This window comes from Bradyrhizobium sp. 87, from assembly GCF_023073015.1.
Taxonomy (GTDB): Bacteria; Pseudomonadota; Alphaproteobacteria; order Rhizobiales; family Xanthobacteraceae; genus Bradyrhizobium; species Bradyrhizobium canariense_D.
The window spans coordinates 20,268-45,921 of record NZ_JADPIQ010000129.1 but is presented as its reverse complement, the minus strand read 5'-3'; the positions used below and the strand labels follow the sequence as shown (position 1 = coordinate 45,921).

Sequence of the window (25,654 nt, the reverse complement as noted above, 5' to 3'; positions counted from 1 at the left end):
TATCATCGAATATGCGTCAGAGCCAATATTGCAGGCCGAATGACACTCTGGGCATCCGTAATACACGCCCTGTTCGCAAGCAGGCCGTCAGCTCCCGGCGTAGCGCGCCGCGGCCCTGAACGAAGAGAGCTTGATAGATAGCTTCGTGGCTGATGCGCATCGTCTTGTCGTCGGGGAAGTCGATCGGCAAGCGTCGGGCAATCTGCTCAGGGCTCCAGGCTTTGGCCCATCGCCGATCCTTGCGCGGGCCATGCCAGCGCCCCTTCCACGGAACGGCGGGACCAGGAACGGGAGCGCCGGTCGTGGCTACGACGCCGCCAGCAAGTTTCTCCTCCACATAAGTGCGCAAGGTCGCATTGAGCGCAAGCTTGGTCGGCTTGGGCCGGCGAGCAGATCGATCCGCATGCCATTGGGCAGTTGTTGCCCGATACTCCAACCCGCCGCCGCGGGTGGCCGCATTGCGCCGCAGTTCACGGGAGACTGTCGAAGCAGCCCGCCCCAGGCGACGTCCGATCTCCTGTATGGAATGGCCCTGCACCTTGAGAAGTGCGATCTCCTCGCGCTCAATCAAAGAGAGGTACCGCCCGGAGAGCGCCTTTGCCGAAGATCTGAACATCGCTGGTGGCATGCCGCCCGCCTTTCGGAATAATCTGCTTCCGACAGGTTGTGACAATCCGGCTTCGAGTGCAGCATCTTCGCTGCTTAACCCAGCGGCAATCGCCCGCCAAAATTTATTCTGTTCATTGCGCCCCGCAACAGAGGGCCGTCCTGGCGACGGCAATGGGGCTCGTCCTGACCGCTCCGATCTGCGCCTTACAGCGTTCATCGCAACCTCCAAACTCCGAGTGTTGCGACGACCGTTTGAATCCGCCTTGGCTGCCTCTGTCGCTGTGGTGCACGAGCCCGCCGCGATGAACCGGCCGGCGATCGTGTAGGGCCTGTTCCAGCGCATCGAGAACGAAGCCTGCATGCGCCGTGCGCGAGGCTCGCCAGCCCACGATCCTGCGGGCGTAGGCGTCGATCACAAAGGCGGCGTAGACAAAGCCGGTCCAGGTCGCGACATAGGTGAAGTCGGAGAGCCAGAGGACGTTCGGCCTTGGTGCCTTGAACTGGCGGTTGACGTGATCCAGCGGGCATGGCGCGGCCTTGTCGCTGATCGTAGTCTTGACGGGTTTGCCGCGGATGACCCCTTGCAAACCCATGTCCAGCATCAGTCGCGCCACGGTACATCGGGCAACATCGAAGCCTTCACGCTTGAGCCGCCGCCAGACCTTGCGCACGCCGTAGACGGAGAAGTTTTGATCGAAGACGCGCCGAGCCTCGATCTTCAGCGCGGCGTCCTGCCTAGCGCGCGCCGACAGCCTGGCCGGATCGTGCCGCTTGGCGACATGGGCGTGGTAGGTCGAGGGGGCGATCGGCAAGACCTTGCAGATCGGCTCGACCCCATGCGCCCCACGATGATCGTCGATGAAGGCGATCATGGCTTGGACCGGCGGTCGAGCTCCGCCATCGCAAAATAGGCGCTTGCCTTGCGCAGGATCTCGTTGGCCTGCCGAAGCTCACGGTTCTCCCGTTCGAGCGCCTTCAGCTTCTCGGCCGTGTCGATCGGAACACCGGCCCGCTGCCCGCTATCGACCTCGGCCTTCTTGACCCAGTCATGCAGCGTCTGCGGCGGGCAGCCGATCTTGGCCGCGATTGACGTCACTGCCGCCCAGCGCGACGGGTGCTCGCCGGCGTGATCCAGAACCATCCGAACCGCTCGGGTCCGGACCTCGGGTGAAAACTTGTTCGTCGTCTTGCTCGTCATGGCGCCATCCTCTCAGGAGTTGGAGCCTCCGACAAACCCGGGGCGGTTCAGAGATCACAGACCATCCTTCTTGAGGTGCACCACCGTTACCCCAGACACTGAAGACAATTGGTCCGGCGACAACGCGCCCGCAGATCACGCATGTCGGCAAGATCGAGCAAGGATGGCGGAAACCAAAAGGATTGCCGCTGGCGCAAGCCCAGAACGTTAGCACTGCAGAGTTATCCCGTCTGATTGTGCTGTTGCCAGCGCAGCAGATAGGCCTGCAATCGCGCAAATAGCGGTCGCAATATTCAGCTCGTTTCCGAATGCACCCTTGCATCACCCCGAGCGTATGGCATTGCGATTGAGGCAGGCGCGTAACGTGCCACGCTCAAGATAGGTGACGACTGTCTGCATAGCCTTGCGCCTTAGATCGATCACACTTTCAGCTGTATAGAACGCAGCGTGCGGCGTGATCAGTAGTCGTCCCTCAAGCCAAGCCTCGCGCCGGCTCCATGCTGAAAGCAGCGGATGCTGAAGGTCCGGCGGTTCCTGCGGCAGGACGTCAAGTCCCGCGCCACCCAATATTCCGTCTCGTATGGCGCGATGAAGCGCATCGAGCGATACGATCCCGCCTCGGGCCGTGTTGATGAGGATCGCGCCGCGCTTCATTTGAGCCAACCGTTCATCGTTTATGAGATCGGCAGTTGCGGGGGTCAGTGGGCAGTGGAGCGAGAGGATGTCCACAGCCGCCAGCAGATCTCCGAGGTGCTCCACGCGGAGGATTCCGAGCGCAAGGTCTTGGCCGGGCGGAGAGAACGGATCATGGTAGGCGACGGTCAATCCGAACGCTTTGGCGCGAAGAGCGAGTGCGCTGCCAATCCAGCCAAGTCCGACGATACCGAGAGTCCGTCCGGCAAGCCGGATGATCGGCGCATGCGGCAGAGCGTAGGGCGACCAGCCGGCACCGCTACGGACATGTTCGTTGTGGGCCGAAATGCCGCGGCATAGGTCGAGGATCAGTCCCATCGCATGGTCCGCGATTTCGCACGTACCGTAATCGGGCACGTTGCAGACGGGAATGCCGCGCGAAGAGCAAGCCGCTATGTCGATATGATCTGTGCCGACTCCCGCTTGAACGACGATCCGCAGCCTCGGCAGCTTCTCGATATCGGTCGCGCGGAGCTTGTGTCGGCTGCGGCAATGCACGATAGCTTCGATGTCCGCGCGATCGGCGCCCGATACTCCGTCTCGACCAGGATTGACGGCGACGAGGTCGGCGTCCGACCCGACGACTTGACGCTCGATATCGAAATCGTTGCCGAACTGCGGATCCACGATTGCAATCTTCATTGAATGGCTTTCATCGGTGTAGGTGAGAAACAACTGGTCCTGCTCTTGGCTCACCCTCGGCCGCATCGGGCTCGGCGGCGCGATCGTCTAGGTTCCTGCCGACCACGAAGACGAGCAGAGCGGCAACGAGGGCGAAGGCGGCGATCGCAATGATGCCGATGGAAAATCCGCCGCTAACGTCCCGGATGATGCCGATCATCGTTGGTCCGATGAAGCCGGCGATGCTGCCAATCGAATTAATGAACGCGAGGCTGGCTGCGGCAGCCGAACCGGAGAGAGCTGCGCTCGGCATCGTCCAGAAGATTGGCTGGCCGCCTTGCAGTCCGAACGCGGCCAAGGTGAAGGCAGCAACTTGCACCACCGGCGAATGCGTCCAGGCAGCCGCCACCAACCCGATCGCCCCGAGCAGAAATCCAGACGAGCAATGCAAGCGCCGTTCCTGCCGTCGGTCCGACATGCGCCCGAGCAACAACATGCCCGCGATCGCCCCTATTGATGGAACCGCTGAGACTAATCCGGTCGTAATATTGGAGAGCCCGAGCTCTTTGATGATCTGCGGCAGCCAGAAGCTGATACCTACCGTGCACGTAATTAGCCCGAAATAGGCACAAGCAAAGATGAGCACGCGGCGATCAAGCAATACCAGCAAGAGGTTCGATTGACGCAAGTTCGCATGTTGCGCCGCCTCGCCGGCGAGTCGCCTGACGAGCCAGTCGCGCTCTTCCGGCAACAGCCAGGGGGCCTCGGCGGGGCCATCGACGAGAACGCGGAGGACAACTAGTCCGAGCACCGCCGCCGGCAGCCCTTCGATGATAAACAGCCACTGCCAGCCGTGCAGGCCCATCACGCCATCGGAGGCGAGAAGCAGACCAGATATTGGTGAGCCGATCACGACGGAGATCGGGATGGCGGTCATGAAGAGCGAGACGATGCGACCTCGGTGTGCACTCGGAAACCAAAGCGAAAGATAAAATAGAACACCTGGAAAAAAACCTGCCTCCGCCGCGCCAAGCACGAAACGCGCGATGTAGAAGGTGGTTTCGCCTGGGATGAACGCCATCGCGGCCGCAATCAATCCCCAGAGAATCATGATCCGCGCGAGCGTGATCCGCGTTCCGAAGCGGACGAGCATGAGATTGCTGGGGACTTCAAACAGGACATAGCCGAAGAAGAATATACCGGCCCCCATGCCGAAGACCGTGGACGAAAATCCGAGGTCCTTATTCATCGTCAACGCCGCGAAACCGACATTCACGCGATCGAGATAAGCGATACAATAGCAAAGCATCAAAAGCGGAACGAGGCGCCTGTGGAGCTTGTGTATGACGCGCTTTTCAATCTTCTCGTCTTCGGACACGTGGCCCCCCTTTAAACATCTCGGCGTTTTTCCCGACGATGATTTTTCGGTAGAATGCAGAGGCTATAAATGGGCGACTTAGAATAAAAACGATTTTTATTCGTCAGTGAGTTTCCAGCATGGAATGTGACTCTGCAGAAGAAAGCGTACATAGTGATCGGAGAGTGGCTCCGTCTCGGGTGTCGGCGGGAAGCTGAACCATCAAGGCTTTGATCACGCTTAAGCAGGTGGAAGGCAGCTGCTGATCGGCTAATGCTGCGTAGTCCGCGATTTCCAGCCGTTTACAAACGGTGGAATAGAAGCTCGACCTTATTGACAGAGCGCGATGGCGAATCCAACTAACGGCAGACGACCGCCGTACTCTCGTGATCACGTCGGAATTTCTGCATCATCGCCACTGACTGCTTTAGGGTGCTGTGTTGACGCCAATTGAGCGCGTTTTGAGGCCTATCGCGACGCCGTATCCGCAATGGCATTCTTCGGCGATCATTGAGCGGTTGTGGACGCAAGCTTTCCGCTGACTGAGAAATCACGAAGCGGAGATATTGATATGGCGGTCGTGCCGGACTCATTTCGCGATCCACGTTCGAACCCTCGCGCTCGCCACTGTTCCACAGTCGGACCTACGCGGTCGACCGCCAAAACGTTCCGCTAAGCAGGTTGCGGACTCCCACGATCCTCCCAATGGCGCGGAGGTTGTCCCGGTGACATGGTCAGATACGGCTGAAAAACGACAACCTCGTCAGCTCGCTGTCGACAAGAAGCCTCCCTACGCAAGTGTCGCTGACGTTGTCAGCGCTTGGCACTAGCCGCCTGCCCAATCGCGCGATCTGCCACCTGCTCGCGTCGAACCAACTACGGCTCGTCGAGACTGTGCCGCCGAAAATCTCCATTTTGCACTGTGACCAAGAGACTCTCGCGGACATTCCGGCGAAGGGGCAAGCTTCATCGGTATCTCGCTTAGGAGCCGCCTAGTGCCCCCTCGGCGTTTCCAAGTCTTCTAATTTCGCGAAATATTCTTGAGCCTACGTCGGGCTAGACGCTCTGGATGAGACCACCGTCGATCCGGATGATCGATCCCGTGACGTAGGATGCGAGCGGGCTCGACAGAAATGTTACGACGTCTGCATACTCTCGCGGGTCGCCGTAGCGGCCCACCGGTATGGAAGCTGTACTCTCGATCGCCACTTCGGCTGGGTCGCGGCCTTCCCGCTTCGCTCTCTGTTCATCAAGGAAAGTGATCCGAGGCGTCGCGATCCTGCCCGGCACGGTGACATTAACCGTCACTCCGTCCCGGCCCACTTCCCTCGCCAGGGTCTTGGACCAGCCGACGAGCGAGAGCCTCAGGGCATTCGATATTGCCAGATTGGGAATGGGCGCCACCACGCCGGACGAGGCCGAAGTGATAATCCGGCCCCAGCCACGCTTGCGCATGCCGGGCAGCACTCGATCGGTAATTGCAATGACAGACAGCACCATCGACTGGAAATTCGAGCTCCAAGTCGTGGAATCCTGCCCCGCCGCGGGCGACGGCGCTGGCCCGCCGCCATTGTTTATCAGGATATCGATATCACCCAACTCGTGCTCGATCCGCTGGACATGACGATCGATCGCGTCGAGGTCGGCCAGATCCCAGCCGAGGGCCAGCCCGTCCCGACCCGCTTCCCGGACCGTTCTGGCGGTCACCTCCGCCGCGCCGACGTCCAGATCGGCCGCAGCCACATGCGCGCCTTCTCGTGCAAGGCCGGCCGCTATCGCGGAGCCGAGACCACCGCCCGCGCCTAGCACGAGCGCCGTTTTACCGGTCAGACCCAGGTCCATTGAGAATCTCCTTTGATGAGGGTTGGCTCGATCACGGAAAGAGTCCGCGTATCTGCTTGCCTGCGCGCAGCCTTCCCACGCCAATGGCCAAGGCAGCCATCCGCATGGAGACGCGATCCACCTCGGCCCGTCGGTAGACTTGAGTGAAAGCGTTCAGCAGAAGCCGCTCCAACCGATCGTTGACCTCCGGCTCCGTCCAAAACAGGCGCTGGAGATCTTGCACCCACTCGAAATAGCTGACGATCACGCCGCCCGCATTGCACAGGATGTCGGGAATCACGAACACGTCGCCCCGATCGTTCAACACGGTATCCGCCTCGGGCGTGGTCGGACCGTTAGCTCCTTCGGCAAGAATGCGGCAACGAAGGCGGTTTGCGTTGGTCTCAGTGATTACCCGCTCGGTGGCGGCCGGGACAAGAATGTCGCACGCCTGTTCGAGCAGGATCTCGGGGGCGATAACGGCCTCGTTGCTCCAGCCGACCAGCACACCGTGCCGAGCGACGTGCTGTTCAATGCTGTCTAATGGAAGGCCCGCCGGATCGTGGTAAGCCACAGTGTGGTCGCTCACACCCACGATTTGCATGCCGTAGCGGCGCGCCAGCGTGTATGCGGAAACGCTTCCGACGTTACCAAAGCCCTGAACGATGGCCGTGGCTTTCGAAGGTTGAATACCAACGACCGTACAGGCCTCGTTCACCAGGAAGGACACCCCGCGACCGGTAGCTTCGCGCCGTCCCTCCGTCCCGCCGAGGGCAACGGGCTTACCGGTGACGATCTCGCTAACGGCGTGGCCTTGGTGCATGGAATAGGTGTCCATGAACCAAGCCATAACCTGCTCGTTGGTGCCCATATCTGGCGCCATGACGTCCGTCTGCGGACTGACGAAGGGAATCATCTCCTGCATATAGCGACGAGAGATGGCCTCCAATTCCCTACGTGAGAGAGACGACGGATTGCATGCCACGCCGCCCTTGGCACCGCCATAGGGAAGGCCTGCAAGAGCACATTTCCAGCTCATCCAGACTGCGAGCGCCGCAACCTCACCCACATCCAAGTTTGGAGAAAAGCGCGTCCCGCCTTTGGTGGGACCAAGGGTAAGGTGGTGCTGAACACGGTAGCCCTGAAAAACCTCGGTGAGGCCATCATCCATGTGGACGGGAATGGATACGGAAATAGCTCGCTTCGGATAGAGCAGTCGTTTCCGATCTTCCAACGGTATTTCCAAGTGATCGGCAGTAGCCTCAAACTGGGTTCGGGCCATATCGAATACTGGCCCTGTGTAGATCGTCATTTCCGTTTCTCTCCGTCAGCACTCAGGTTGAGGCCGTTCCTTGTCAAGGCGAATATCCGCCTCGGCAGTCCAGACAAGTTCACGCAGCTACTCAGATGCCAAGGCGGATGTGCTCAATCATCAGGAGCGGAACAAGCCGCCATCTACGTCAGAGCGGGCGCCGCAGTGGTTCTCGGCACGGTTGGTTGGAGCCATGGGTTTAGGCCTTGCCACCGAACTTGAGGTAGCGCGCCCTCGTCTGCTCGTTCATTGGATAGAGCCCGCCCAGCGGAGTGCCCCGATTCACCTCTGCCAGGATCCATTCTTCCGCCCGTTCTTGCTCGACTGCTTCGTCGACGATATCGGCGGCAAGTGCGGAGGGAAGCGCGATGGCGCCGTCTCCATCCGCCACAATCAGATCGCCCGGAAACACCGCGACGCCGCCACAACCGATGGGCTGGTCCCAATGCACGAAGGTCAGTGACGATACGGCGGGCGGCGCAGCGACACCTTGGCACCACACCTGAAGCGCCGTCTTGCCGATGCCTTCCGCATCCCTTATCACGCCGTCGGAGACGAGCGCGGCCACACCGCGCTGAACCATACGGGCACAGAGGATGTCGCCGAAAATTCCTGCATCCGTGCAGCCCATGGCGTCCACGACCGCGACACAGCCGTTCGGCATTGCTTCAACGGCCGTGCGCGTCGAGATTGGCGCGGACCAAGCCGCTGGGGTCGCGAGATCTTCCCGGAACGGAATGAACCGAAGCGTGAAGGCGGGCCCGACGATTCGCCTTTGATCAGACCGTAGTGGCCGCGTCCCACGCATCCATACGTTTCGAAGGCCGCGCTTCAAAAGCACGGTTGTAAGCGTCGCCGTTGTGACATCCCGCAGCCGCGAGACGAGATCGGTTCGAGTGTCGGTCATGCCGGGATCCAGGTCGTTTAATGTCATGCCGCACGGATGGCGGCGAGGAAGTTTTGCGTTCGCGGGTGCGATGGAGCGGTGAAGAACTCTGTCGGCGATGCTCGCTCGAGAACCTTTCCTTCAGCCATGAACCAGACCTTGTCCGCAACCTCACGGGCAAAGCCCATCTCGTGAGTGACGCAGATCATGGTCATGCCGTCCCGGGCCAGGCTTTTCATCACAGCCAGAACTTCGCCCACCATCTCGGGATCGAGCGCGCTCGTCGGTTCGTCGAACAACATGACCGGCGGCTCCATGGCGAGCGCGCGGGCGATCGCGACGCGTTGCTGCTGGCCACCCGACAGTTGAGAAGGGTACCGGTCTGCCAACGACCCCAGGCCGACTCTGTTCAAAAGGTGGAGAGCTCTCTCTCGCGCCTCGCGCTTGGGCCATTTTCCTAGCGATACAGGCGCGAGTGTTACATTGCGAAGCGCAGAGAGGTGCGGGAATAAGTTGAACTGTTGGAAAACGAACCCGATCCTCGCGCGCAGTAGGTTTTGACGTTCATCGCGGACATCGACACCTTCTATCGTAATCGTGCCCTTGTCGATCGACTCGAGGCGATTCACCGTGCGGATCAGTGTCGACTTGCCTGAGCCGGAAGGGCCGCACAGGACCACGACTTCACTGCGCGCGACTTCTCCATCGATCCCGCGTAGCGCCAGGTAACCGCCATAGCTTTTCTCAACGCCGCTAAACTGGATCATCAAATAGCCTCCGCGGTTGCCGCGACTGCCGCGATGCCCCTCGACCCGGACCGGATCCGAGCGATTTTACCTTCGAGAAACTGCGATAGTCGGCTGAGCGCGAAGCAGAGAACAAAATAGGCGGCTGCCAGTAGCGCATATACTTCTAGCGGCTGGGTAAGCAGTTGCGCGTTGATTTGGTTTGCTGAAAAGGTCAGTTCGTGGACGCCGACAAGCGAAGCTAAGGAAGTGTCCTTCACCAGAATGATGAATTGGTTGACCATACTGGGCAGGCAGCTCACCAGCACCTGCGGGAGTACGACATAAGTCGTGGTGCTCCAGTATCCGAGGCCGAGCGAACGAGAGGCCTCGACCTGTCCGCGAGGCAACGCCTCAAGCGCTCCACGGATAGCTTCACCGAGATAAGCGCCTTCATAGGCAACAAGGGCGCAGATGACCGTGATGGTCGCGGACGTTCCGAATCCAACAACGAGGGGCACCACAAAATACGCCCAGAAGATCAATAGCAAAAGTGGCACGCCACGGACGAAATAGACATACACGGCAGCCAGTCGGCGGACGGCTGCGACCGGTGATGTCCGCGCCATTGCTATCCCGACTGCGAAGGGGAAGGCGCACAGCAGCGCCGCAGCGGACATCACGACCGTAAGGGCGATGCCGCCAAGCGGTCCATGCGGAAACTGGCCGATGAGTAGGGAGGTGCCGAAGCGGGAGAGAATGTCGATCATCTGCTATCGACTCCCGTTGCAACGAGGCGCTGCTGCATCCGCTCACCTCCGAACATGATCGCAAGGGTGCAGCACAGATACATAATCGTCGGCACGAGGAATGCGGCAAATGTCGCGTATGTTTCGCCGTCGATGCGTCGGGCGACGTACATCAGCTCCCCTACACCGATTGCCATCGCCAGTGTGGTCGCCTTGAAGAGACTTAAGGTCTGGCTGACGAGCGCGGGAAAGCAAGCCCGAACAGCCTGCGGTAGCAGGACAAGTCGAAGCGCTTGGAACCGGGATAGACCCAGAGCTTCGGTGGCTTCGAACTGTCCCTTCGGCAAGGTGCGGAAGCCGCTACGAAGATCCTCGGAGATGTAAGCTGCCGCGTTCAGGCTAAGCGCCACAATGGCGAACACGAATCCATCCAGGTTCCGCTCAATCCATCCTCTCAATATTTCAGGTAGGACCTGCGGGATTGCGAAATACCAAACCAACAGCTGGACCAGGCTGGGCACATTACGGTGATATTCGACAAAGCCGACGACAAGAGGTGCGGCCCAGCGGTTCGATTGTCGCAAGGCTGCTAGCGCTGCGCCCAGCCCGAATCCGAGGACCGCCGCGAGCACAAAGAGCTCTGTCGTCAACCGCAAGCCGGCTGCGAAGAGGTGCCAAGTATCCGCCAGACCGAGGATCGCGAACGTCATGAGGACAATCCCTGCTCAGGCTTAGGGTTGGTTCTCGAATTCAGCGAGCGGCGCCAGCTTCTTCTCACGCGTAAGCTTGTACTCCGTGCCCTCGCCGAACCACTTGTCCCAGATCGTCTGCAATTGACCAGATTTTTCCATTTCGCCCAATCCGGCATTCACGGCATCCAAAAGCGCCGTCTCCCCCAGCTTGACGCCGATGCAATCCGGCTCCCAATGCAGCACTTCAGCGAGGAAGCGGACCTTGCCTTCCGAGCGATTTCGGAACCCGATGCCGGCGCCTTGTGAAATCGCCATTGCCTGCACCTTGTGCTGCTGCAGAGCTAGATAAGCGAGGGGGCCGTCGTCGAAGGTGACGATCTCGGAAACAGGCAGCTTCTGACGGGCGAATAGTTCCGGCGTGGACGCACGGATCGCGCTAACTTTCTTGCCGCGGAGATCGTTGAAGCCGTCGATACCGGAATCGGATAGTACAAGGATAGGTATCGGCACCTGAATATAGGCGGCAGAGAAAGCTATCTGCTTCGCACGCTCCGAGGTATAACCCATAGCAGCGGCTACAACATCGACGCGGTCTGTCTGCAGTGAGGGAACGCGCGCGGCAACGGACAGCGTCTTCAGTTCAAGTTTGACGTGCAGGCTGTCGGCCACGCCTTTGCAGACATCGACATCAAAGCCGACGAGCGTGCGCGTCTTTGGATCCTCAAACCCGAGCGGCACAAGATCGCCAAAAACCCCGCACACTAGCGTGCCGCGCGCCCTTATATCATCAAGGCGTGCGGCGTGAGCAGCCCCTATACAGCCGACAACAACTATCAGTCCTGCGAATGCCGCTTTCATCGTGCATCTCCTCTGTGACATTGCTGGGAATGCGGTCATCGCAGAACCGCGCAAGCTTGCAGAATTCGGTCGATCGCCTTCTCAACGGTCTCGGTTTTGGGGGTGAAGGAGAGTCGGAATGCCGGCGGCAAGCCGTAGGCTGCCCCCTGCACGCCAGCGACTCCGTGCTCGAGCAGATGGATCACGAAGTCACTGTCGGTTTCGACGGTGGATCCGTGCGCCGTTCTCTTTCCCATCTGTGCTTCGCAAGAGACGTACACGTAGAACGCACCCTGCGGGGTCGGACAACGCAACCCGTATTGCCCGTCGAGGCGTGACACCAAAAGGTCCCGCCTCATTCGGTACTCAGCGATCCAATTGGGAAGAAAGTCGAGCGGACCGTCCAACGCGGCCAGAGCTGCTGCCTGGCTAACCGAAGCTGGATTTCCGCTGTTTTGTGATTGCATCGTCTCCATCGCCTTGATCAAGGACTTGGGACCTGCGCAATAGCCGATGCGCCAGCCAGTCATGGCGTATGTCTTCGAGACGCCGTTGATGGTCAACGTGCGATCGGCAAGATCGGGGTTGGCTTTGGCGAAAGTTGTGAAGGGCGCCTCGTCATAGCGCAGATGCTCGTAGATATCGTCTGTGAGGACGTGGATCTGCGGGTTGGCTTCGATGACCGCGCCGATCGCCCGCAACTCGTCATCGCCGTAGGTGGCGCCGGTTGGATTATTGGGCGAGTTCAGAATTAGCCATTTGGTTCGTGGCGTGATGGCTTCCTGCAGCTGTGTCGGCGTAACCTTGAAGCCTGCCCGATAGTCAGTCTCGATGAATATCGGCTTAGCGCCGTTTAGACGCACGATGTCCGGATAGGAGACCCAGTACGGAGCAGGCACGATGACTTCGTCGCCGGGCTGCACAGAGCAGGTGAGCGCGTTGAAGATGACCTGCTTGGCTCCCGCCCCGACCGAGACTTCAGAGGGTTCGACGCGCAGGCCGTTCTCACGCCAAAACTTCGCGCAGATGGCCTCCTTGAGGGCCCGGGTCCCATCCACGGCCGTGTAGCGCGTTTGGCCGTCCAACATGGCGCGGTGCGCAGCTTCAACGATATGAGGAGGAGTTGCGAACTCGGGCTCGCCGCCAGCCATATTGCAAACGTCGCGGCCGCTTGAGATGAGGTCCCGCGCGCGGCTCAGCGCGCCGATACTGGGCGATGGTTGAATGAGATTCAACCTGTCGGCAAGTAACACGAGGATTCCTCCCCTTCTCTCTTAAAACGAGACAATGATGCGAGCGGGTTTGAAAATGACTCATTTCGTTGTATTCGTAAAAGGAATTTACCGATCATAAGAGTTTCCATCTCGGCATATTACGTACGCCAAGGGCACTATCGTCGGGAGGCCAGAATGTTCTCGCTAAGACAAATCGAAGGGTTCTACTGGTCAGCCGAACTGTCCGGGCTCGAGCGAGCAGCCCGTCATCTCAACACCACGCAGTCAGCGATATCCAAGCGGATCCAAGAACTCGAGGAGGCGTTAGGAGTGAAGCTGTTTGAGCGCAACGGAAGGCGGATGCGCCTCACGCAAACCGGAGAACGGTTGCTACTGCTCGCGCGCGAAATGCTGGCACTACGAACGCGCATCGTCGACCTGGGGAAGACATCAGTCGTTGCTCCGAAGGTGCTTCGCCTTGGTGTGACCGAACTCACGGCTATGACTTGGTTACACGCACTCACTGAACGGGCAAAAACGCTCTCGGCGTCAGTCGTTATCGAACCTGTCGTTGGCGCGAGCGCGGAACTCGTAACCGCCGTTGAGCATGACCGGTTAGATATGGCGGTCGTTCCTGATGCCTTCCACAATCCGACGCTCCAGGTCCTGTCACTGGGCGCGGTCGACTACGCATGGATGTGTCGTCCGGGTTACGTCGAGGTGGCCCGCACCCTTTCGCTTGGTGAACTTATGAAATATACGATCATCGATCAGGCGCACGCTTCAGGACTCGGCGACATCATTCGTCGCTGGCTCTCCGAGCGGCGAATTGAGATCACGAATTCCTTGCCAAGCAGCAGCCTGTCAGCAATAGCGGCTCTTACGGTGGCGGGACACGGCGTCAGTTATCTACCGAGACGCATGTTCGAGCCGATGATTGCGACCGGGCGACTATGCGTTATTGATACCAAGCCGAAGCTTCCGCGAGTACCGTATGTCCTACTCGGTAAACGAGTTCGCGACGACGACATTCACGCATCCGTCATGTCGCTCGTCAGCGAGACAGCCGATTTCGCAGCCGGGTGCGTGCTTTTTTGACCGAGACGCGGCACGGGCAACGACATAGCAATCGAAGCAACTGATGGAAAATACGAAATGAGCCATCTTATCGCATGCTTGTGAGAGTTCGACAGTTCTGTCGTCACGTTCCTATCGACGCGCGCAAAGATGCACACCGCCGCCATCGTCGCAAAAAAAAAACGCTGCGCAAAGCGCGGCGTCGCTGAATCGCAGCCAGTCAGTGAGGAACGGACGATCAATCTTATTGAGTGACGAACCGTCGCTTCTTCGGCATTCTCATCGCGACACATCGCGCGCAGGGCTCACCCGGTCATTCAAGGGACTCGACCGCGTTCAGGCGTTCTCCGGTTATTTCTTATTTCCATCCTTGCGCCAGACATGTGTAAATTCGATCGGCCCGCCCGCAACTTGTCGTCCGTCGAAAACGTCGTCAATAAAATTTACAGAATGCGACACTATCGCTTTCGTTGCTCACGTTGGCTACGTGATTAGCCCCTCAGAGCAACGCGTCTTGATTGGCCTCGGATCGCCAATGGTCGCCGCCTAGTGACCCGTTAGCAACCACGGTTTAATTTGTGGAGTGAAGCAGGCCCGACTAGATACTCGCCGAATATTCAAGAGTGAGTTGAATTTAATTCCTCGTTTCATTCGCAATGCCCACGTTGCTTTCCACGGGCTAAGTCGGCAAAGTGGCCGCGTGTTCAGCTAGATTAAAATGCGTGCTCCGCCGAGCTCAGAATAAGCACGAACCTGACATTACGCGCAACTTATGGGAAATACGGCAGGTCCCGGATTGCATCGCATATTCCAGAACTTCATCGATCTGCTGTCGACAGCAGATGATCCTCAGGATTTTTCCAAAGCCATGGCGGACACGGCCACCGCCCTGGATCTATCCTGCTTTGCTTACCTAGCCTTGCCGCGATCAGAGAAAGAGGAGCCTCGCCTAGTCTCCACTTATCCCTCGCGATGGACGGCTCATTATTTGCGGAATCGCTATCAAACCATCGATCCCGTCATCAAACAGGCGCTTCAGACCTCCGAACCCTTTCGATGGGGAATCGATTTCCGGGCGAAATTTACTTCGATGGCGCAGCAGCAACTCTTCGACGAGGCTGCACAGTTCGGAATTCGAGTTGGCTTTACTGTCCCAATGCACGACGGGCACGGTCCAGTCGCCGCACTGACGTTTGCCACTGACGAAGCACGGCCGCGATTTGAACATTTCGTCAATACACATGGTCGAGTTCTTCAGCTCATGGCGATGTACTTTCACGCCCAGGCCCGCCGCAAGCTAATGAACGAATTTGGCGTGCACGGAATACGCTTATCACGTCGCGAAATCGAGTGCTTGAAATGGGCTTCACGAGGGAAAAGTGCCTGGGAGATCGGTTGCATCCTCGGTATCTCGCGCAACACAGCTGCATCCTACTTAGAAAACGCAAAGGAAAAGCTGGGCGTTCGCACGATCGCGCAAGCGGTGACGTATCTAGCCGCTGCTAACAAAAGAAAGCAGAATTAGGACGCACGCCCCCTACAACTGCAGGTAATGACTCGCATCAATAACCTCGCTTCAAAGGAATGATGAACACCTTTGGAGGGATTATGATTCAGCTCATCACGCCACCTTCGTATGGGGAGTTTTCCGGCACTCTCGTTGAAATGCATCGGCTGCGGTATCGTGTTTTCAAGCTTCGCATGGGATGGGACGTTCAAACCAGCGGGGACATGGAGGTCGATGCTTTTGACGCATTGACTCCTATCTACCTGGTGCAGAGATCTCATAGCGGCGAAGTGCAAGGTTCCGTTCGCCTCCTCCCAAGCATCGGCCCGACCATGCTTCGAGACACCTTTCCCGCGCTGCTTGAACTTCAACCAGCGCCTTCAGCCCCTCAGATTTGGGAAAGTAGTAGATTCGCAATCGATGTTGCTGCGGACGCTCCCAAAGGAGATCACGGCATCGCCCGCGCGACCTATGAACTGTTTGCAGGAATGGTCGAATTCGGGATTTCCCGGCAACTCACCGATATCGTCACTGTTACCGACGTCAGAATGGAACGAATCCTTCGGAGAGCCGGCTGGCCCCTGCGACGCATTGGTTGTTCTCTCCCGATCGGCAACACTTCAGCTGTGGCAGGTTACCTTGCTATTTCAGACTCGGTTCTCTCGAACCTGCGCAGGGCTGGCGGTCTCTCGATGCCGGCGCTCTGGACGCCAGTAATCTCCGCTGCTGCCTAGAAGCGAATTGCGCCCACAAGCGAGACGTCCTCGCTGGAGCGGGGACGTCAATATCTTGCTGATTATTACAGAGCCATGGAACATGGGCGAACTCGAAATCAAGAACAATTCACGGATCGCAGCGAGAGCCATCGATTTGCAGCAACTTCGACTCGCTGTTGCTGCTTGCGACTATGGGAGCTTTCGTCGAGCCGCGGATGCACTCTCGATCAAGCACACCGCCTTTAGCCGATCCATCGGCCAGCTTGAGCATCTTATTGGGACTGCTCTGTTCAAGCGATCGAGCGGGGGAATCAGGCCAACTGTCACGGGTCGAGCGGTCCTGCGGATTGCACGCTTGATACTGGACCAGGTGGACACACTTGTCGAAACGGGAATATCGGGTGGTCGCGGCGAATCCGGTCACCTTACGATTGGCCTTTGTACGTCTATTTCTACCGGGAATTTGCGAGCTAGCTTAGGGGAGTTCAGGGCGCGGCTCCCGCAGGTCGAATTGGCAACGGCAGAACGTTCTCGGCTTCGCCTGATGACTGCACTTTGCGGCGGGACTGTCGATGTGGTGATCAGCCCCGGACGTCTGCTTTCGAAAAACACCAGAACACTACCCCTCTGGAGCGAACGCATCCTGATCTCGTTGCCACAGGATCACGGTCTGGCAGCACGCGAGATTGTTTACTGGACCGATCTGCGTAATGAAACAATTCTCTTAAGCCAGTATGATCCGGGACGAGAGCTTGAGGATCTGTTGATCTCGAAGCTCGTAATGCCCGAGGATCGTCCCAAGATCGAACGTCATGACGTTAGCCGAGGCATCATCAAGAGCCTCGTCAGTATGGGCATGGGGCTTAGCCTCGTGATGGAATCGGATATCGGAGCGAGCTTCGCCGGCTTGGTGTATCGAGAATTGCAGGACGGAACGGGACCAAGCCGGTTGGACTTCTATGCGCATTGGCGCGATGACAGCGAAAATCCGGCTCTGAAGCGTTTCCTCAATCTGTTAGCAGAACGCTATCCCTCACCTTCGCCGGCTCTCGGGGGGTGACCAAGTCGTCTTGCCTTTGCAAATCCACGGTCCGTGGCCATGAAACGCGCCAACATAGGCGCGATTAGCCTTGCCGGATCGATAGGATGCCCACTTTCGCGCGCCAAAGCCTCTGCATAGGCGACGAGATCCCTATGTACCGATGCTGGCAACTCCGTAGTGACCTTGACCGGCTTGTCGTCGGGCAACGCCCCTATTTTGAGCTTGGGCATGGCATTACTCTCCGTATGGCGCAAGGATGAGGTCGCGGTTGACGAGAACGCGAACTGGGAAACCAGGTCGTACGGTCAACGTCGGCTGAATATTCAGGCTGCGCCGAACCACCTGCTGTCCAGTTTGGTTTAGTGAGTCGGAGGCGCCATGCCGCAACGCCTGGATGATGGCGCTGTCGTTGCTATTGGTGTCGGACCCCGCACCCAGTTCTGTCCCGACAGCCAAGAAGGTCGACAGCGCTGCCGCCTTGAATAGCTCACCCCAGTGATTGTCGACCTGGTCTTTGAGGCCTGCATACCCGGCGGTATCAGCGCCAGGCTGCCGCTCGAGAACAATCGAACGTCCATTTGGCATGATCAGGCGTGTCCAGACGAGCAGTACACGTGACTGGCCGAAGGTGACCTGACTGTCGTACATGCCGATCAGACGCGCTCCCTGAGGCACAAGCAGAAAGCGCCCGGTCGGCGTGTCGAAAACATTTTCGGTCACCTGCGCTGTAACCAAACCGGGCAGGTCCGATCGGATTCCGGTGATCAGGGCTCCCGGAATGACCGTCCCAGCCTGCACGATATATGGCGAAGCCGGCCTGGTGACGCGGTCAGAGCTAATTGTGCGACGATCCACAGAAGCGTTCACGAAGGCAAGTTTGCGGTCCTGCCCGTTCTGCTCGTCGCCACTGCTTGTCGCGTTCGGCGGCATGACGCGGTCGCCTCCAGCTGCCGTAGCGGCAGGCGGACGCACTTCTCTGCCATTGGTCGAAGCGAACAGATGGCTGATACGGGCCGCCTCGCTCTCTTGATCCCGGCGCTGCTGTTCCGGGTCTCCACCGGTCGTCGGCGACTGGCCTTGAGCGGCCAGGATCGGTCGACCGAGGTCGCCTGGGAGCGGCGGACCAAGCTGCGGCACGGTTTGGCGTGAGACTCCAGTGTAATCCTTCGGCAGCGCCTCGATACCATCGGCAAGATTGTGATGATCCGTGCTATAGAGCTCGTCGGTCGCGTGGCTGCGTGGGCGATTGCTTTGCAATGACCACAGTACAGTTCCGCCGATAACCAGCAGGGCAACCGCGCTTCCTCCCGCCAGTACCTTGCGAGACAATCGGGTGACCCGCGGAGGTTCGGCTCGGAGCCGGAAGCTCACGGAGTGCTCCTCCGGTGTTTGCGGCGGAATGCCCCCGTTAGGATTGTTTTCGTTCTGCGCGTTCATGACGACGGCCTCCCGTCAGTCCTGACAATTCTGACCTTCTGCTGATGCTCACCCCCGAGCCGCAGTTCTGCGGCTGCAAAAAGCCGGTCCACGATCAGCACATTGCCGTGGGCGCGATAATTGACGAGTTCGGTCTTGCCGTCGGGGCCGATGACGAAGAGCGGTGGCATCTCGCCCTGGACGATCCCTTGCGGGAATTCGATATAAACTTTCCGCCCGTCATCATACGCCGCGAGCGGCCGCCACGGTGGGCTGTCGCCCTCGATCGCGTACCGAAAGGCACGCTGCGCCGGATCTGGAATTGCGGGTCTGAGGGCGACTGAGCGCGACCGTTCGCGAACGGTTTCCGGGTAGTACCAGGCAACGGACGGCATGTAGGGCCGCTCGCGGGAGCGGAGCTCTATCAGGTAGGTGCGCCGATCGGTATTGACGACAAGATTGGTCTCGATCGAAGCCCGGGTCGGCTTCACCAGAATGTGGACGCGACGCGTATCCCCGCTCCCGCTCTCGGTATCTCCGACGACCCAGCGCACGGTATCGCCGGCCGCGATCGGTCCGGATCCCGTCAATTGCTCTCCCTCTTGCAGCGCGATGTCCGTGATCTGTCCGGGAGCGGCGTAGACCTGGTAGAGCGCCCCCGGGCTGAAGGCGTAAATCTGCGCTGCGTTAAAGTATCCCCTTTTGCGCGGCTCGACTCGCGCGGCGCTATTTGCGGTCTCAACCCGGCTTACCGGTTCGGCGTCTTCCTTCGCCCCCGACTTACCGCCGAGAACGGGTTTCCAGAGCGGTGGAACGTGAAGCGGCTGAGCCCGCGTATCGAGCGCCACTGGAGGCGCCGGCAATGGCGGGACCTCGGCGTCATAGCTGATTTCGGGGGGAATGTAGGTGGCGCATCCTGCGAGGGCTGATGTGCTAAGCAGCAGAGCTGGTAAAAGGGCTCGCCTCAAAGCGGCGAGCTTGCACTTGCTCGAGCTGAACCTGCGGTATTGGATCGGACCTTTTGAACACATGTCACGCGTCGTCTTGATCACTGACCCAGCTCCTTTGACCAGTTGATGGCGCGGACGTAGACGCCAAGGGGATTCTTGCGCAGGCGTTCGGCGTCTCGCGGCGTCTCGATTGCCACCGTGAGAATCGCGGTCCAGCGCTCGGTCGTACTCAGCGAGCCATTCTCGTAGATGCGTTGGATCCAGGCGACCCGGAAGCTCTCTGAAGACGCACGGATGACGCTCGACACATCGACGGAGATCTGCGCCTTGCCCAGCTTGGCAAACGGGTCATTGTTACGCGCAAAATCGTTAAGCGCAGCGGCACCGCGATCGGTCGTAAAGTCATAGGCTCGTAGCCAGTTCTGGCGCAGAACGATGCCGTCAGCCGGCAAACCTCTGACATCCTCGATAAACCGCGCCAAATGGTAGGCGATCTGGGCGTCGGTGGGCTGATAGTCGATGTTGGCTGGCGCGACACGTTGGGCTTGGCCCAGGCGATCGACCTCGACCACCCAGGGCGTGATCGATCCCTGTGCTGACTGCCAAACAAGTCCCCCGGCCAGGCCGGCCGAGAGCATGAGGCAACCGAATGCCATCAAGCGCCAGTTCTTGGCCTGCACGCGCGCCGATCCAATGCGTTCGTCCCAGACCTGCGCTGCCTTTTGGTAGGGCGTGACCGGCGCGGGCATGCGCCCGTAGTGAACGGAAGGTCGTCTGAACATCGATAGTTGCCCCTGAGTCGAGTGATTGGTTTCGAGTGTCACCGTGTGCCGTTTGACGCCACTGCTCGCGTCCGGCGAACCGGCAGGTTGATTGCTTGTCAGCGCTCTCCTTCCGAGAGATCGACAGAAGAGCCGCTGCCGCCATGATCGCCAGAGCGGACAGCATGACCGGCCGCCGAGGCGCCGTGCCGAATGGTCTGGGCCCTCTTCATGCGGCGCGCCCAATCGGGCTGCCCCTCGGTAGACGTACTCGCGGCCGGCTCGCTCGCTTGCCCGCTGCCGGCGAATGCAGCCGCGGCTCGACGTAACGGACTCATCGCAGCAGATCCACCCGCCTCCGCGACGCCAGCAAGGCCGCCGCTTCGATACCCCGCGGATGCGCCACTGACCATTGCAGCCCCACCACGCCCCGCACCGGCGAGCGCACCAACAGCGAGACCAGCGCCACCGGCGGCAAGGCCAGCACCTGCCGCAACAACGCCGCCGGCAGCAAGGCCCGTCCCAATTGCGGCGCCAGCGCCGAGCTGCGGCCCGCCCGATACCAGGCCGTTTGCGATTCCCGGACCGAAGATGCCGAGACCCAGCAAGGAGAGCGCCGCGAGCACTAGGGTCATGGCATCTTCAATTGTAGGCTGCGCGCTGCCAAATCCCGCCGTGAACTGTGAAAACAACGTTGAGCCAATGCCGACAATGACGGCCAGGACCAAAACCTTGATCCCGGAAGATATAACGTTGCCGAGGACCCGCTCGGCCGCGAATGCAGTCTTGCCAAACAGGCCAAACGGAATGAGCACGAAGCCGGCCAGCGTCGTGAGCTTGAACTCAATGAGCGTGACGAAGAGCTGGATCGCCAAAATGAAGAAGGCGAGCAGCACCACGACCCAGGCGAACAGGAGAACGACAATCTGGACGAAATTCTCGAAGAAGCTGATGTAGCCCATCAGGTTCGAGATCGAATCAAGCATCGGCCGACCGGCGTCGAGTCCGACCTGAGCGATCTTTCCCGGCCGCAGGAAGTCTGACGCCGAGAGGCTCGAACCGGAGGCTTTCAGGCCGAGGCCGGCAAAGCTCTCGAAGACGATCCGGGCGAGGTTGTTCCAATTACCGATCAGATAGGCAAAGACTCCAACGAACAGCGTTTTCTTGACGAGACGCGCGATGATGTCGTCGTCCGTGCCCCAACTCCAGAATAACGCGGCAAGCGTGATGTCGATGGCGGCAAGCGTTGTCGCGAGATACCCGACCTCGCCACCCAACAGCCCGAAGCCGTTGTCGATATAGCGGGTGAATGTCTCAAGGAACTGGTCGATGATGCCGGTGCCTGTCATGGCTTATCTTCCCCGGGCACCCCGGCGGGCGGATATCCTTGCGGCATCCGGCTCTGATCTTTTAGTACGGGTGTCGCGGCGGTTTCTGCCGCGGCAGCACCGTTCCGCCCGCCAAAGAAGCGGCCCCGGTTTTCAGCCCAGACCTTCTGGCAATGCTGATAATACGCAGCATCTTCGGAAGAGACGGTGCGGCAGCGGGCAAGCTCGGAACGTTCAATCCCTTTGGTCTGCTCGGCTTCTAGCTTCGCAGAGGCATCTTCTCTGCCACGAAGCTGGATCGCGCAGCCTGCGACCACCAGCACCCCGACCGACATAAGCAGCGATAACGTTTTGAATGGGCCTGCATCAGTCATCAGTGAAACATCCGCACGTCCTGGGATTGATAGCCCTGCCCCGGCGTCAAAAATCGCCGGAGCTGTTCGCGCCCCTGGTCCTGGGCTGCCGCTCGCTGCGCCGCTTCAAGGCTCTGCGCCCTGCCGTGTGCCGCGACAGTGGCGGTAAGATCGGCGAGTTGCTGCGCCTGAAGCGCGAGGATCTGGTTGCCGGCCTGGGTTGCCTGCAGGGCGCCGCTCGCACCCTGGCTCGACGTCACAAGCGCCGATGTTTGGACGCGATTGGTATCGAGGTTGCCGACAACACCGGCCTGGACCCGGAGCGAGTCCTGCAGCGCGACGACCGAGTTTTGCCAGCGGGATTGGGCATTGCTGATCAGCAGCTGGCTGGATTGGCTGCCGCTGGCAGGCGCATAGCTGGTCGAGAACGCACGGTCGATCTGCTGGACGTCGTAGGCGATGCGCTGGGCCTGGGCCAGCAGCTGCTGGGTCCGCTGGATCGAGGATTGCAGTTGCTGGAGCGAGGAATACGGCAGGCTTGCCAGATTCCTCGCCTGATTGATCAGCATTTGCGCCTCGTTCTGTAACGAGGTGATCTGATTGCTGATCTGCTGCAGCTCACGCGCGGCAGTCAGCACGTTCTGGACGTAATTGTTGGGATCGAAGACGATCCACTGCGCTCGAGCGGGTGCCGTGACGCAAATCGTCAGGGCGATCGTGCCAGCCGCGGCGAATAGGCCAAGGCGTCTCATTGCGACTTCTCCAGATTGACGAGACTCGGAATCAGGTCCGTGGCCCAGGCGGCGCCGCGATGCTGGAGCCAGGCCGGCACGAAGCCATCAGGTCCATGCTCGGCGAGGAGCTGTGCGATGGCCGCCTGGTCCGTCTTGGAGGAGGCTGCGGTGAATGCGAGCGCAACTTCGCCAAGCCCGAGTTCGAACATCCGGTTGCCGCGGCGAGATTGGCAGTAGTAGTCACGCTTGGGCGTTGCCCGGCTCAGAAGCTCGATCTGACGATCATTGAGGCCGAAGCGACGGTAGATGGCCGTGATCTGCGGTTCGATCGCCCGCTCGTTCGGCAGCAACAGACGCGTCGGGCAACTTTCGATGATCGCCGGCGCGATCGCCGAACCATCGATGTCCGAAAGCGACTGGGTGGCGAAGATGACGGACGCATTTTTCTTGCGAAGCGTCTTTAGCCACTCGCGAAGCTGGCCGGCAAAATCCTCGTCGTCGAGCGCGAGCCAGCCTTCATCGACAATGAGAAGCGTGGGACGGCCGTCGAGACGATCTCCAATGCGATGAAACAGGTACGCCAGCACGGCTGGCGCCGCGCTCGTTCCGATCAACCCTTCGGTCTCGAACGCCTGAACCGAGGACTCGCCAAGGCGCTCGAATTCGGCATCAAGCAGCCGGCCAGAAGAACCGCCGAGGCAATAGGGTTGCAGGGCGCGTTTCAGGGAGTTCGATTGCAAGAGGACCGACAGGCCCGTAAGCGTACGTTCCTCCCTCGGCGCTGACGCGAGAGACGTCAGTGCCGACCACAGATGGTCCTTGACCTCCGGGGTGATCTCGACCTTTTCGCGTGCCAGGATTGCACCGACCCATTCGGTAGCCCATCCGCGCTCCGAAGGATCGTCGATCCAGGCCAGCGGCTGCAACGCGACAGGCTGATCGCCTCCGTCCGACAAGGCACCGCCGAGATCATGCCAATCGCCACCCATGGCGAGCGCGGCCGCCCGGATTGAACCGCCAAAATCGAACGCAAAGACCTGGGAGTTCGGGTAACGGCGGAATTGCATTGCCATGAGGGCGAGCAGGACCGACTTGCCAGCTCCTGTCGGCCCCACCACCAGCGTATGGCCGACGTCACCGACGTGGAGCGAAAACCGGAATGGGGTTGATCCCTCCGTCTTGCCGAACAGGAGCGGCGGGCCGCCAAAATGCAGATCGCGCGCCTCGCCCGCCCACACGGCCGACATCGGAATCACATGGGCGAGGTTGAGAGTTGAGACCGGCGGCTGCCGCACATTGGCATAGACATGCCCGGGGAGACTGCCGAGCCAGGCTTCGACGGCGTTCACCGTCTCGATCATGCAGGTGAAATCGCGGCCTTGAATGACCTTCTCGACCAGGCGGAGCTTTTCATCGGCGGCACCGGGGTCGGAGTCCCAGACCGTGATGGTCGCGGTGATAAAGGCCTGTCCGATCTGGTCCGAACCCAGTTCCTGTAGCGCCGCGTCGGCGTCCAGCGCCTTATTGTGGGCGTCGGTATCGAGCAGTGTCGACGCCTCGTTAGTCATCACCTCCTTGAGGATCGCGCCAATCGACTTTCGTTTGGCAAACCACTGCCGCCGGATCTTGGTCAAAAGCTTGGTGGCATCGGTCTTGTTGAGCATGATCGCGCGCGTCGACCAGCGGTAAGAGAACGGCAGGCGATTGAGATCATCCAGAATTCCTGGCGTCGTCGCGCCCGGAAAGCCAACGATCGTGAGAACGCGCAGATTGGCTGATCCCAGCATCGGCTCTAGCCCGCCGGTCAGCGGCTGGTCCGCCAACAACGCATCGATGTACATGGGAATTTCGGGCACGCGAACCCGATGACGCTTGGTCGAGATCGTCGAGTGCAGGTAGGTCAGCGTGGCCTGATCATCGAGCCATGCGCATTCGGGCATGAATCCTTCCAGAAGTCCGAGTACGCGGCTGGTTTGATCGATAAAGCCGCGAAGTACCTCGCGAGCATCGGCTCCAACGGTCCGATCGCGCCCTTCATAGAGCAGTCGCTCTGCCTTGGCTGCGCCCTCCTCCGGAGGCAGATAGAGGAAAGTCAGGAAGTAGCTGGACTCGTAGTGGGCGCCGGCCTCCTCGAACTGGGCCCTGCGCTCGGCGTCGACCAGCGCGGATGCGACATCCGGAAATGTGCTCGGAGGATAGCTGCCGGCAAAATGGCGCTGCGCCTCAACGAACACGGCCCAGCCGGATCCCAGGCGGCGAAGTGCGTTGTTTAGACGACCGGCGACCGCGACAAGTTCAGCTGGCACCGCGCTATCGAGGTCGGGTCCACGGAACTTCGCTGTCCGCTGGAACGAGCCATCCTTGTTCAGGATGATGCCCTCGTCGACGAGGGCGGCCCAAGGCAAGAAATCGGCAAGACGCGCATTGGAATGGCGATATTCGGCAAGGTTCATCATGACCGAGAACTCAGAGGTTGAGATGACCGGGAATGCGCAGATGGCGCCGCACGACATCCACAAAGGCGGGATCGCGCCTGGCGGCCCAGACGGCGGCCATGTGGCCGACAAACCAGAGGACAAGACCTGCGATCCAGAGCCGCAGTCCGAGTCCAAGGGCGGCCGCCAACGTGCCGTTGACGATGGCGACCGCCCGCGGCGCACCGCCCATCAGGATCGGCTCGGTAAGCGCACGGTGAACCGGCACGACAAAACCTGCGACCGCCTCGTCCATCAGATCACCACGCCGCCGCCGAACGAGAAGAACGACAGGAAGAAGCTAGAGGCCGCAAATGCGATCGACAAACCAAACACGATCTGGATCAGCCTGCGGAAGCCACCTGACGAATCCCCGAACGCGAGCGTGAGTCCGGTCACGACGATGATGATGACGGCGATGATCTTCGCGACCGGCCCCTCGACCGACTGCAGGATCTGATTGAGTGGCTGCTCCCATGGCATGTTCGAGCCGGCCGCCCATGCGGGCGCTGTCGTCAGAACAACCGGGCTGACAATCGCCAGCAAAGCAGCTTCTCCAAGGATACGAAATCGTGGACGCAT

24 protein-coding genes, 2 pseudogenes and 1 other annotated feature are annotated in these 25,654 nt (G+C 59.8%); of the genes and pseudogenes, 4 read left to right on the top strand and 22 right to left on the bottom strand.

The genetic code is table 11. The features are described 5' to 3' along the window. Positions 1-46 precede the first annotated feature (46 nt). The 12 genes and pseudogenes from IVB50_RS34855 to IVB50_RS34800 all read right to left on the bottom strand — a co-directional run. Positions 47-826: pseudogene (locus IVB50_RS34855) on the bottom strand (helix-turn-helix domain-containing protein); the annotation flags it as partial. A 46-nt stretch (positions 827-872) separates the two neighbouring features. Continuing rightward, positions 873-1,807, bottom strand: a pseudogene (locus IVB50_RS34850) (IS3 family transposase); the annotation flags it as partial. Then, positions 1,407-1,523: a sequence feature (AL1L pseudoknot), on the bottom strand. It overlaps the preceding pseudogene by 117 nt. A gap of 321 nt (positions 1,808-2,128) precedes the next feature. Further along, a complete protein-coding gene (locus IVB50_RS34845) occupies positions 2,129-3,175 on the bottom strand; it encodes a C-terminal binding protein (RefSeq protein WP_247299430.1) in 1,047 nt (348 codons plus the stop codon). Beyond that, the gene (locus IVB50_RS34840) at positions 3,153-4,499 is read right to left on the bottom strand and encodes an MFS transporter (RefSeq protein WP_247299428.1); all 1,347 of its coding nucleotides are present in this window, start codon (positions 4,497-4,499) and stop codon (positions 3,153-3,155) included. Before IVB50_RS34840 ends, IVB50_RS34845 begins: the two co-directional genes overlap by 23 nt. Positions 4,500-5,534: 1,035 nt before the next feature. Next, positions 5,535-6,320: an SDR family oxidoreductase gene (locus IVB50_RS34835; RefSeq protein ID WP_247299426.1), complete on the bottom strand. Its 786-nt coding sequence runs from the start codon at positions 6,318-6,320 to the stop codon at positions 5,535-5,537. 31 nt (positions 6,321-6,351) lie between these two features. After that, the gene (locus IVB50_RS34830) at positions 6,352-7,611 is read right to left on the bottom strand and encodes a Glu/Leu/Phe/Val dehydrogenase (protein ID WP_247299424.1); all 1,260 of its coding nucleotides are present in this window, start codon (positions 7,609-7,611) and stop codon (positions 6,352-6,354) included. 199 nt (positions 7,612-7,810) lie between these two features. Further along, a complete protein-coding gene (locus IVB50_RS34825) occupies positions 7,811-8,518 on the bottom strand; it encodes a ribonuclease activity regulator RraA (protein ID WP_247299422.1) in 708 nt (235 codons plus the stop codon). A gap of 23 nt (positions 8,519-8,541) precedes the next feature. Continuing rightward, positions 8,542-9,264: an amino acid ABC transporter ATP-binding protein gene (locus tag IVB50_RS34820; RefSeq protein ID WP_247299420.1), complete on the bottom strand. Its 723-nt coding sequence runs from the start codon at positions 9,262-9,264 to the stop codon at positions 8,542-8,544. Then, positions 9,264-9,992: an amino acid ABC transporter permease gene (locus IVB50_RS34815; protein WP_247299418.1), complete on the bottom strand. Its 729-nt coding sequence runs from the start codon at positions 9,990-9,992 to the stop codon at positions 9,264-9,266. Before IVB50_RS34815 ends, IVB50_RS34820 begins: the two co-directional genes overlap by 1 nt. Continuing rightward, a complete protein-coding gene (locus IVB50_RS34810) occupies positions 9,989-10,681 on the bottom strand; it encodes an amino acid ABC transporter permease (protein WP_247299416.1) in 693 nt (230 codons plus the stop codon). Before IVB50_RS34810 ends, IVB50_RS34815 begins: the two co-directional genes overlap by 4 nt. 21 nt (positions 10,682-10,702) lie before the next feature. After that, positions 10,703-11,521 carry a transporter substrate-binding domain-containing protein gene (locus IVB50_RS34805; protein ID WP_247299414.1) on the bottom strand — a complete coding sequence of 273 codons (819 nt, stop codon included), beginning with the start codon at positions 11,519-11,521 and terminating at the stop codon, positions 10,703-10,705. 35 nt (positions 11,522-11,556) lie between these two features. Continuing rightward, positions 11,557-12,759, bottom strand: coding sequence for a pyridoxal phosphate-dependent aminotransferase (locus tag IVB50_RS34800; protein ID WP_247299515.1), 1,203 nt, complete (start codon positions 12,757-12,759; stop codon positions 11,557-11,559). Between the two features lie 150 nt (positions 12,760-12,909). Between IVB50_RS34800 and IVB50_RS34795 the strand changes: the two genes are divergently transcribed. From IVB50_RS34795 to IVB50_RS34780, 4 genes are all read left to right on the top strand, one after another. Further along, positions 12,910-13,812 carry a LysR family transcriptional regulator gene (locus tag IVB50_RS34795; RefSeq protein WP_247299412.1) on the top strand — a complete coding sequence of 301 codons (903 nt, stop codon included), beginning with the start codon at positions 12,910-12,912 and terminating at the stop codon, positions 13,810-13,812. 751 nt (positions 13,813-14,563) lie between these two features. Beyond that, complete coding sequence (locus IVB50_RS34790; RefSeq protein WP_247299410.1) at positions 14,564-15,316, top strand: LuxR family transcriptional regulator; 753 nt, start codon at positions 14,564-14,566, stop codon at positions 15,314-15,316. 83 nt (positions 15,317-15,399) lie between these two features. Further along, positions 15,400-16,032, top strand: coding sequence for an acyl-homoserine-lactone synthase (locus IVB50_RS34785; protein WP_247299408.1), 633 nt, complete (start codon positions 15,400-15,402; stop codon positions 16,030-16,032). Positions 16,033-16,114: 82 nt separating this feature from the next. Continuing rightward, complete coding sequence (locus tag IVB50_RS34780) at positions 16,115-17,074, top strand: LysR family transcriptional regulator (RefSeq protein ID WP_247299513.1); 960 nt, start codon at positions 16,115-16,117, stop codon at positions 17,072-17,074. On the opposite strand, the gene IVB50_RS34775 is transcribed toward IVB50_RS34780, so the two are convergent. The 10 genes from IVB50_RS34775 to IVB50_RS34730 all read right to left on the bottom strand — a co-directional run bounded on the left by IVB50_RS34775 (position 17,041) and on the right by IVB50_RS34730 (position 25,618). Beyond that, positions 17,041-17,286 carry a DUF2274 domain-containing protein gene (locus IVB50_RS34775; protein WP_247299406.1) on the bottom strand — a complete coding sequence of 82 codons (246 nt, stop codon included), beginning with the start codon at positions 17,284-17,286 and terminating at the stop codon, positions 17,041-17,043. The genes IVB50_RS34780 and IVB50_RS34775 overlap by 34 nt on opposite strands. 4 nt (positions 17,287-17,290) lie before the next feature. After that, positions 17,291-18,493 carry a TrbI/VirB10 family protein gene (locus IVB50_RS34770; RefSeq protein WP_247299404.1) on the bottom strand — a complete coding sequence of 401 codons (1,203 nt, stop codon included), beginning with the start codon at positions 18,491-18,493 and terminating at the stop codon, positions 17,291-17,293. After that, entirely contained in the window at positions 18,490-19,503 is a 1,014-nt protein-coding gene (gene trbG / locus IVB50_RS34765; protein WP_247299511.1) for a P-type conjugative transfer protein TrbG, read from the bottom strand. The genes IVB50_RS34770 and trbG overlap by 4 nt, the downstream gene beginning before the upstream one ends. Before the next feature lie 17 nt (positions 19,504-19,520). Next, positions 19,521-20,204: a conjugal transfer protein TrbF gene (trbF, locus tag IVB50_RS34760; protein WP_247299508.1), complete on the bottom strand. Its 684-nt coding sequence runs from the start codon at positions 20,202-20,204 to the stop codon at positions 19,521-19,523. A 98-nt stretch (positions 20,205-20,302) separates the two neighbouring features. Then, positions 20,303-21,532: a P-type conjugative transfer protein TrbL gene (gene trbL / locus IVB50_RS34755; RefSeq protein WP_247299402.1), complete on the bottom strand. Its 1,230-nt coding sequence runs from the start codon at positions 21,530-21,532 to the stop codon at positions 20,303-20,305. Beyond that, positions 21,529-21,885 carry a putative entry exclusion protein TrbK-alt gene (gene trbK-alt, locus IVB50_RS34750; RefSeq protein WP_247299400.1) on the bottom strand — a complete coding sequence of 119 codons (357 nt, stop codon included), beginning with the start codon at positions 21,883-21,885 and terminating at the stop codon, positions 21,529-21,531. Before trbK-alt ends, trbL begins: the two co-directional genes overlap by 4 nt. Then, positions 21,885-22,616 (bottom strand): P-type conjugative transfer protein TrbJ, encoded by a 732-nt coding sequence (gene trbJ / locus IVB50_RS34745; protein WP_247299398.1) that lies wholly within the window; start codon positions 22,614-22,616, stop codon positions 21,885-21,887. Before trbJ ends, trbK-alt begins: the two co-directional genes overlap by 1 nt. Further along, a complete protein-coding gene (gene trbE / locus IVB50_RS34740; RefSeq protein WP_247299396.1) occupies positions 22,613-25,054 on the bottom strand; it encodes a conjugal transfer protein TrbE in 2,442 nt (813 codons plus the stop codon). The genes trbJ and trbE overlap by 4 nt, the downstream gene beginning before the upstream one ends. A gap of 10 nt (positions 25,055-25,064) precedes the next feature. Further along, positions 25,065-25,328: a VirB3 family type IV secretion system protein gene (locus IVB50_RS34735; protein WP_247299393.1), complete on the bottom strand. Its 264-nt coding sequence runs from the start codon at positions 25,326-25,328 to the stop codon at positions 25,065-25,067. Beyond that, the gene (locus tag IVB50_RS34730; protein ID WP_018454775.1) at positions 25,328-25,618 is read right to left on the bottom strand and encodes a TrbC/VirB2 family protein; all 291 of its coding nucleotides are present in this window, start codon (positions 25,616-25,618) and stop codon (positions 25,328-25,330) included. The genes IVB50_RS34735 and IVB50_RS34730 overlap by 1 nt, the downstream gene beginning before the upstream one ends. Positions 25,619-25,654: the final 36 nt, after the last annotated feature.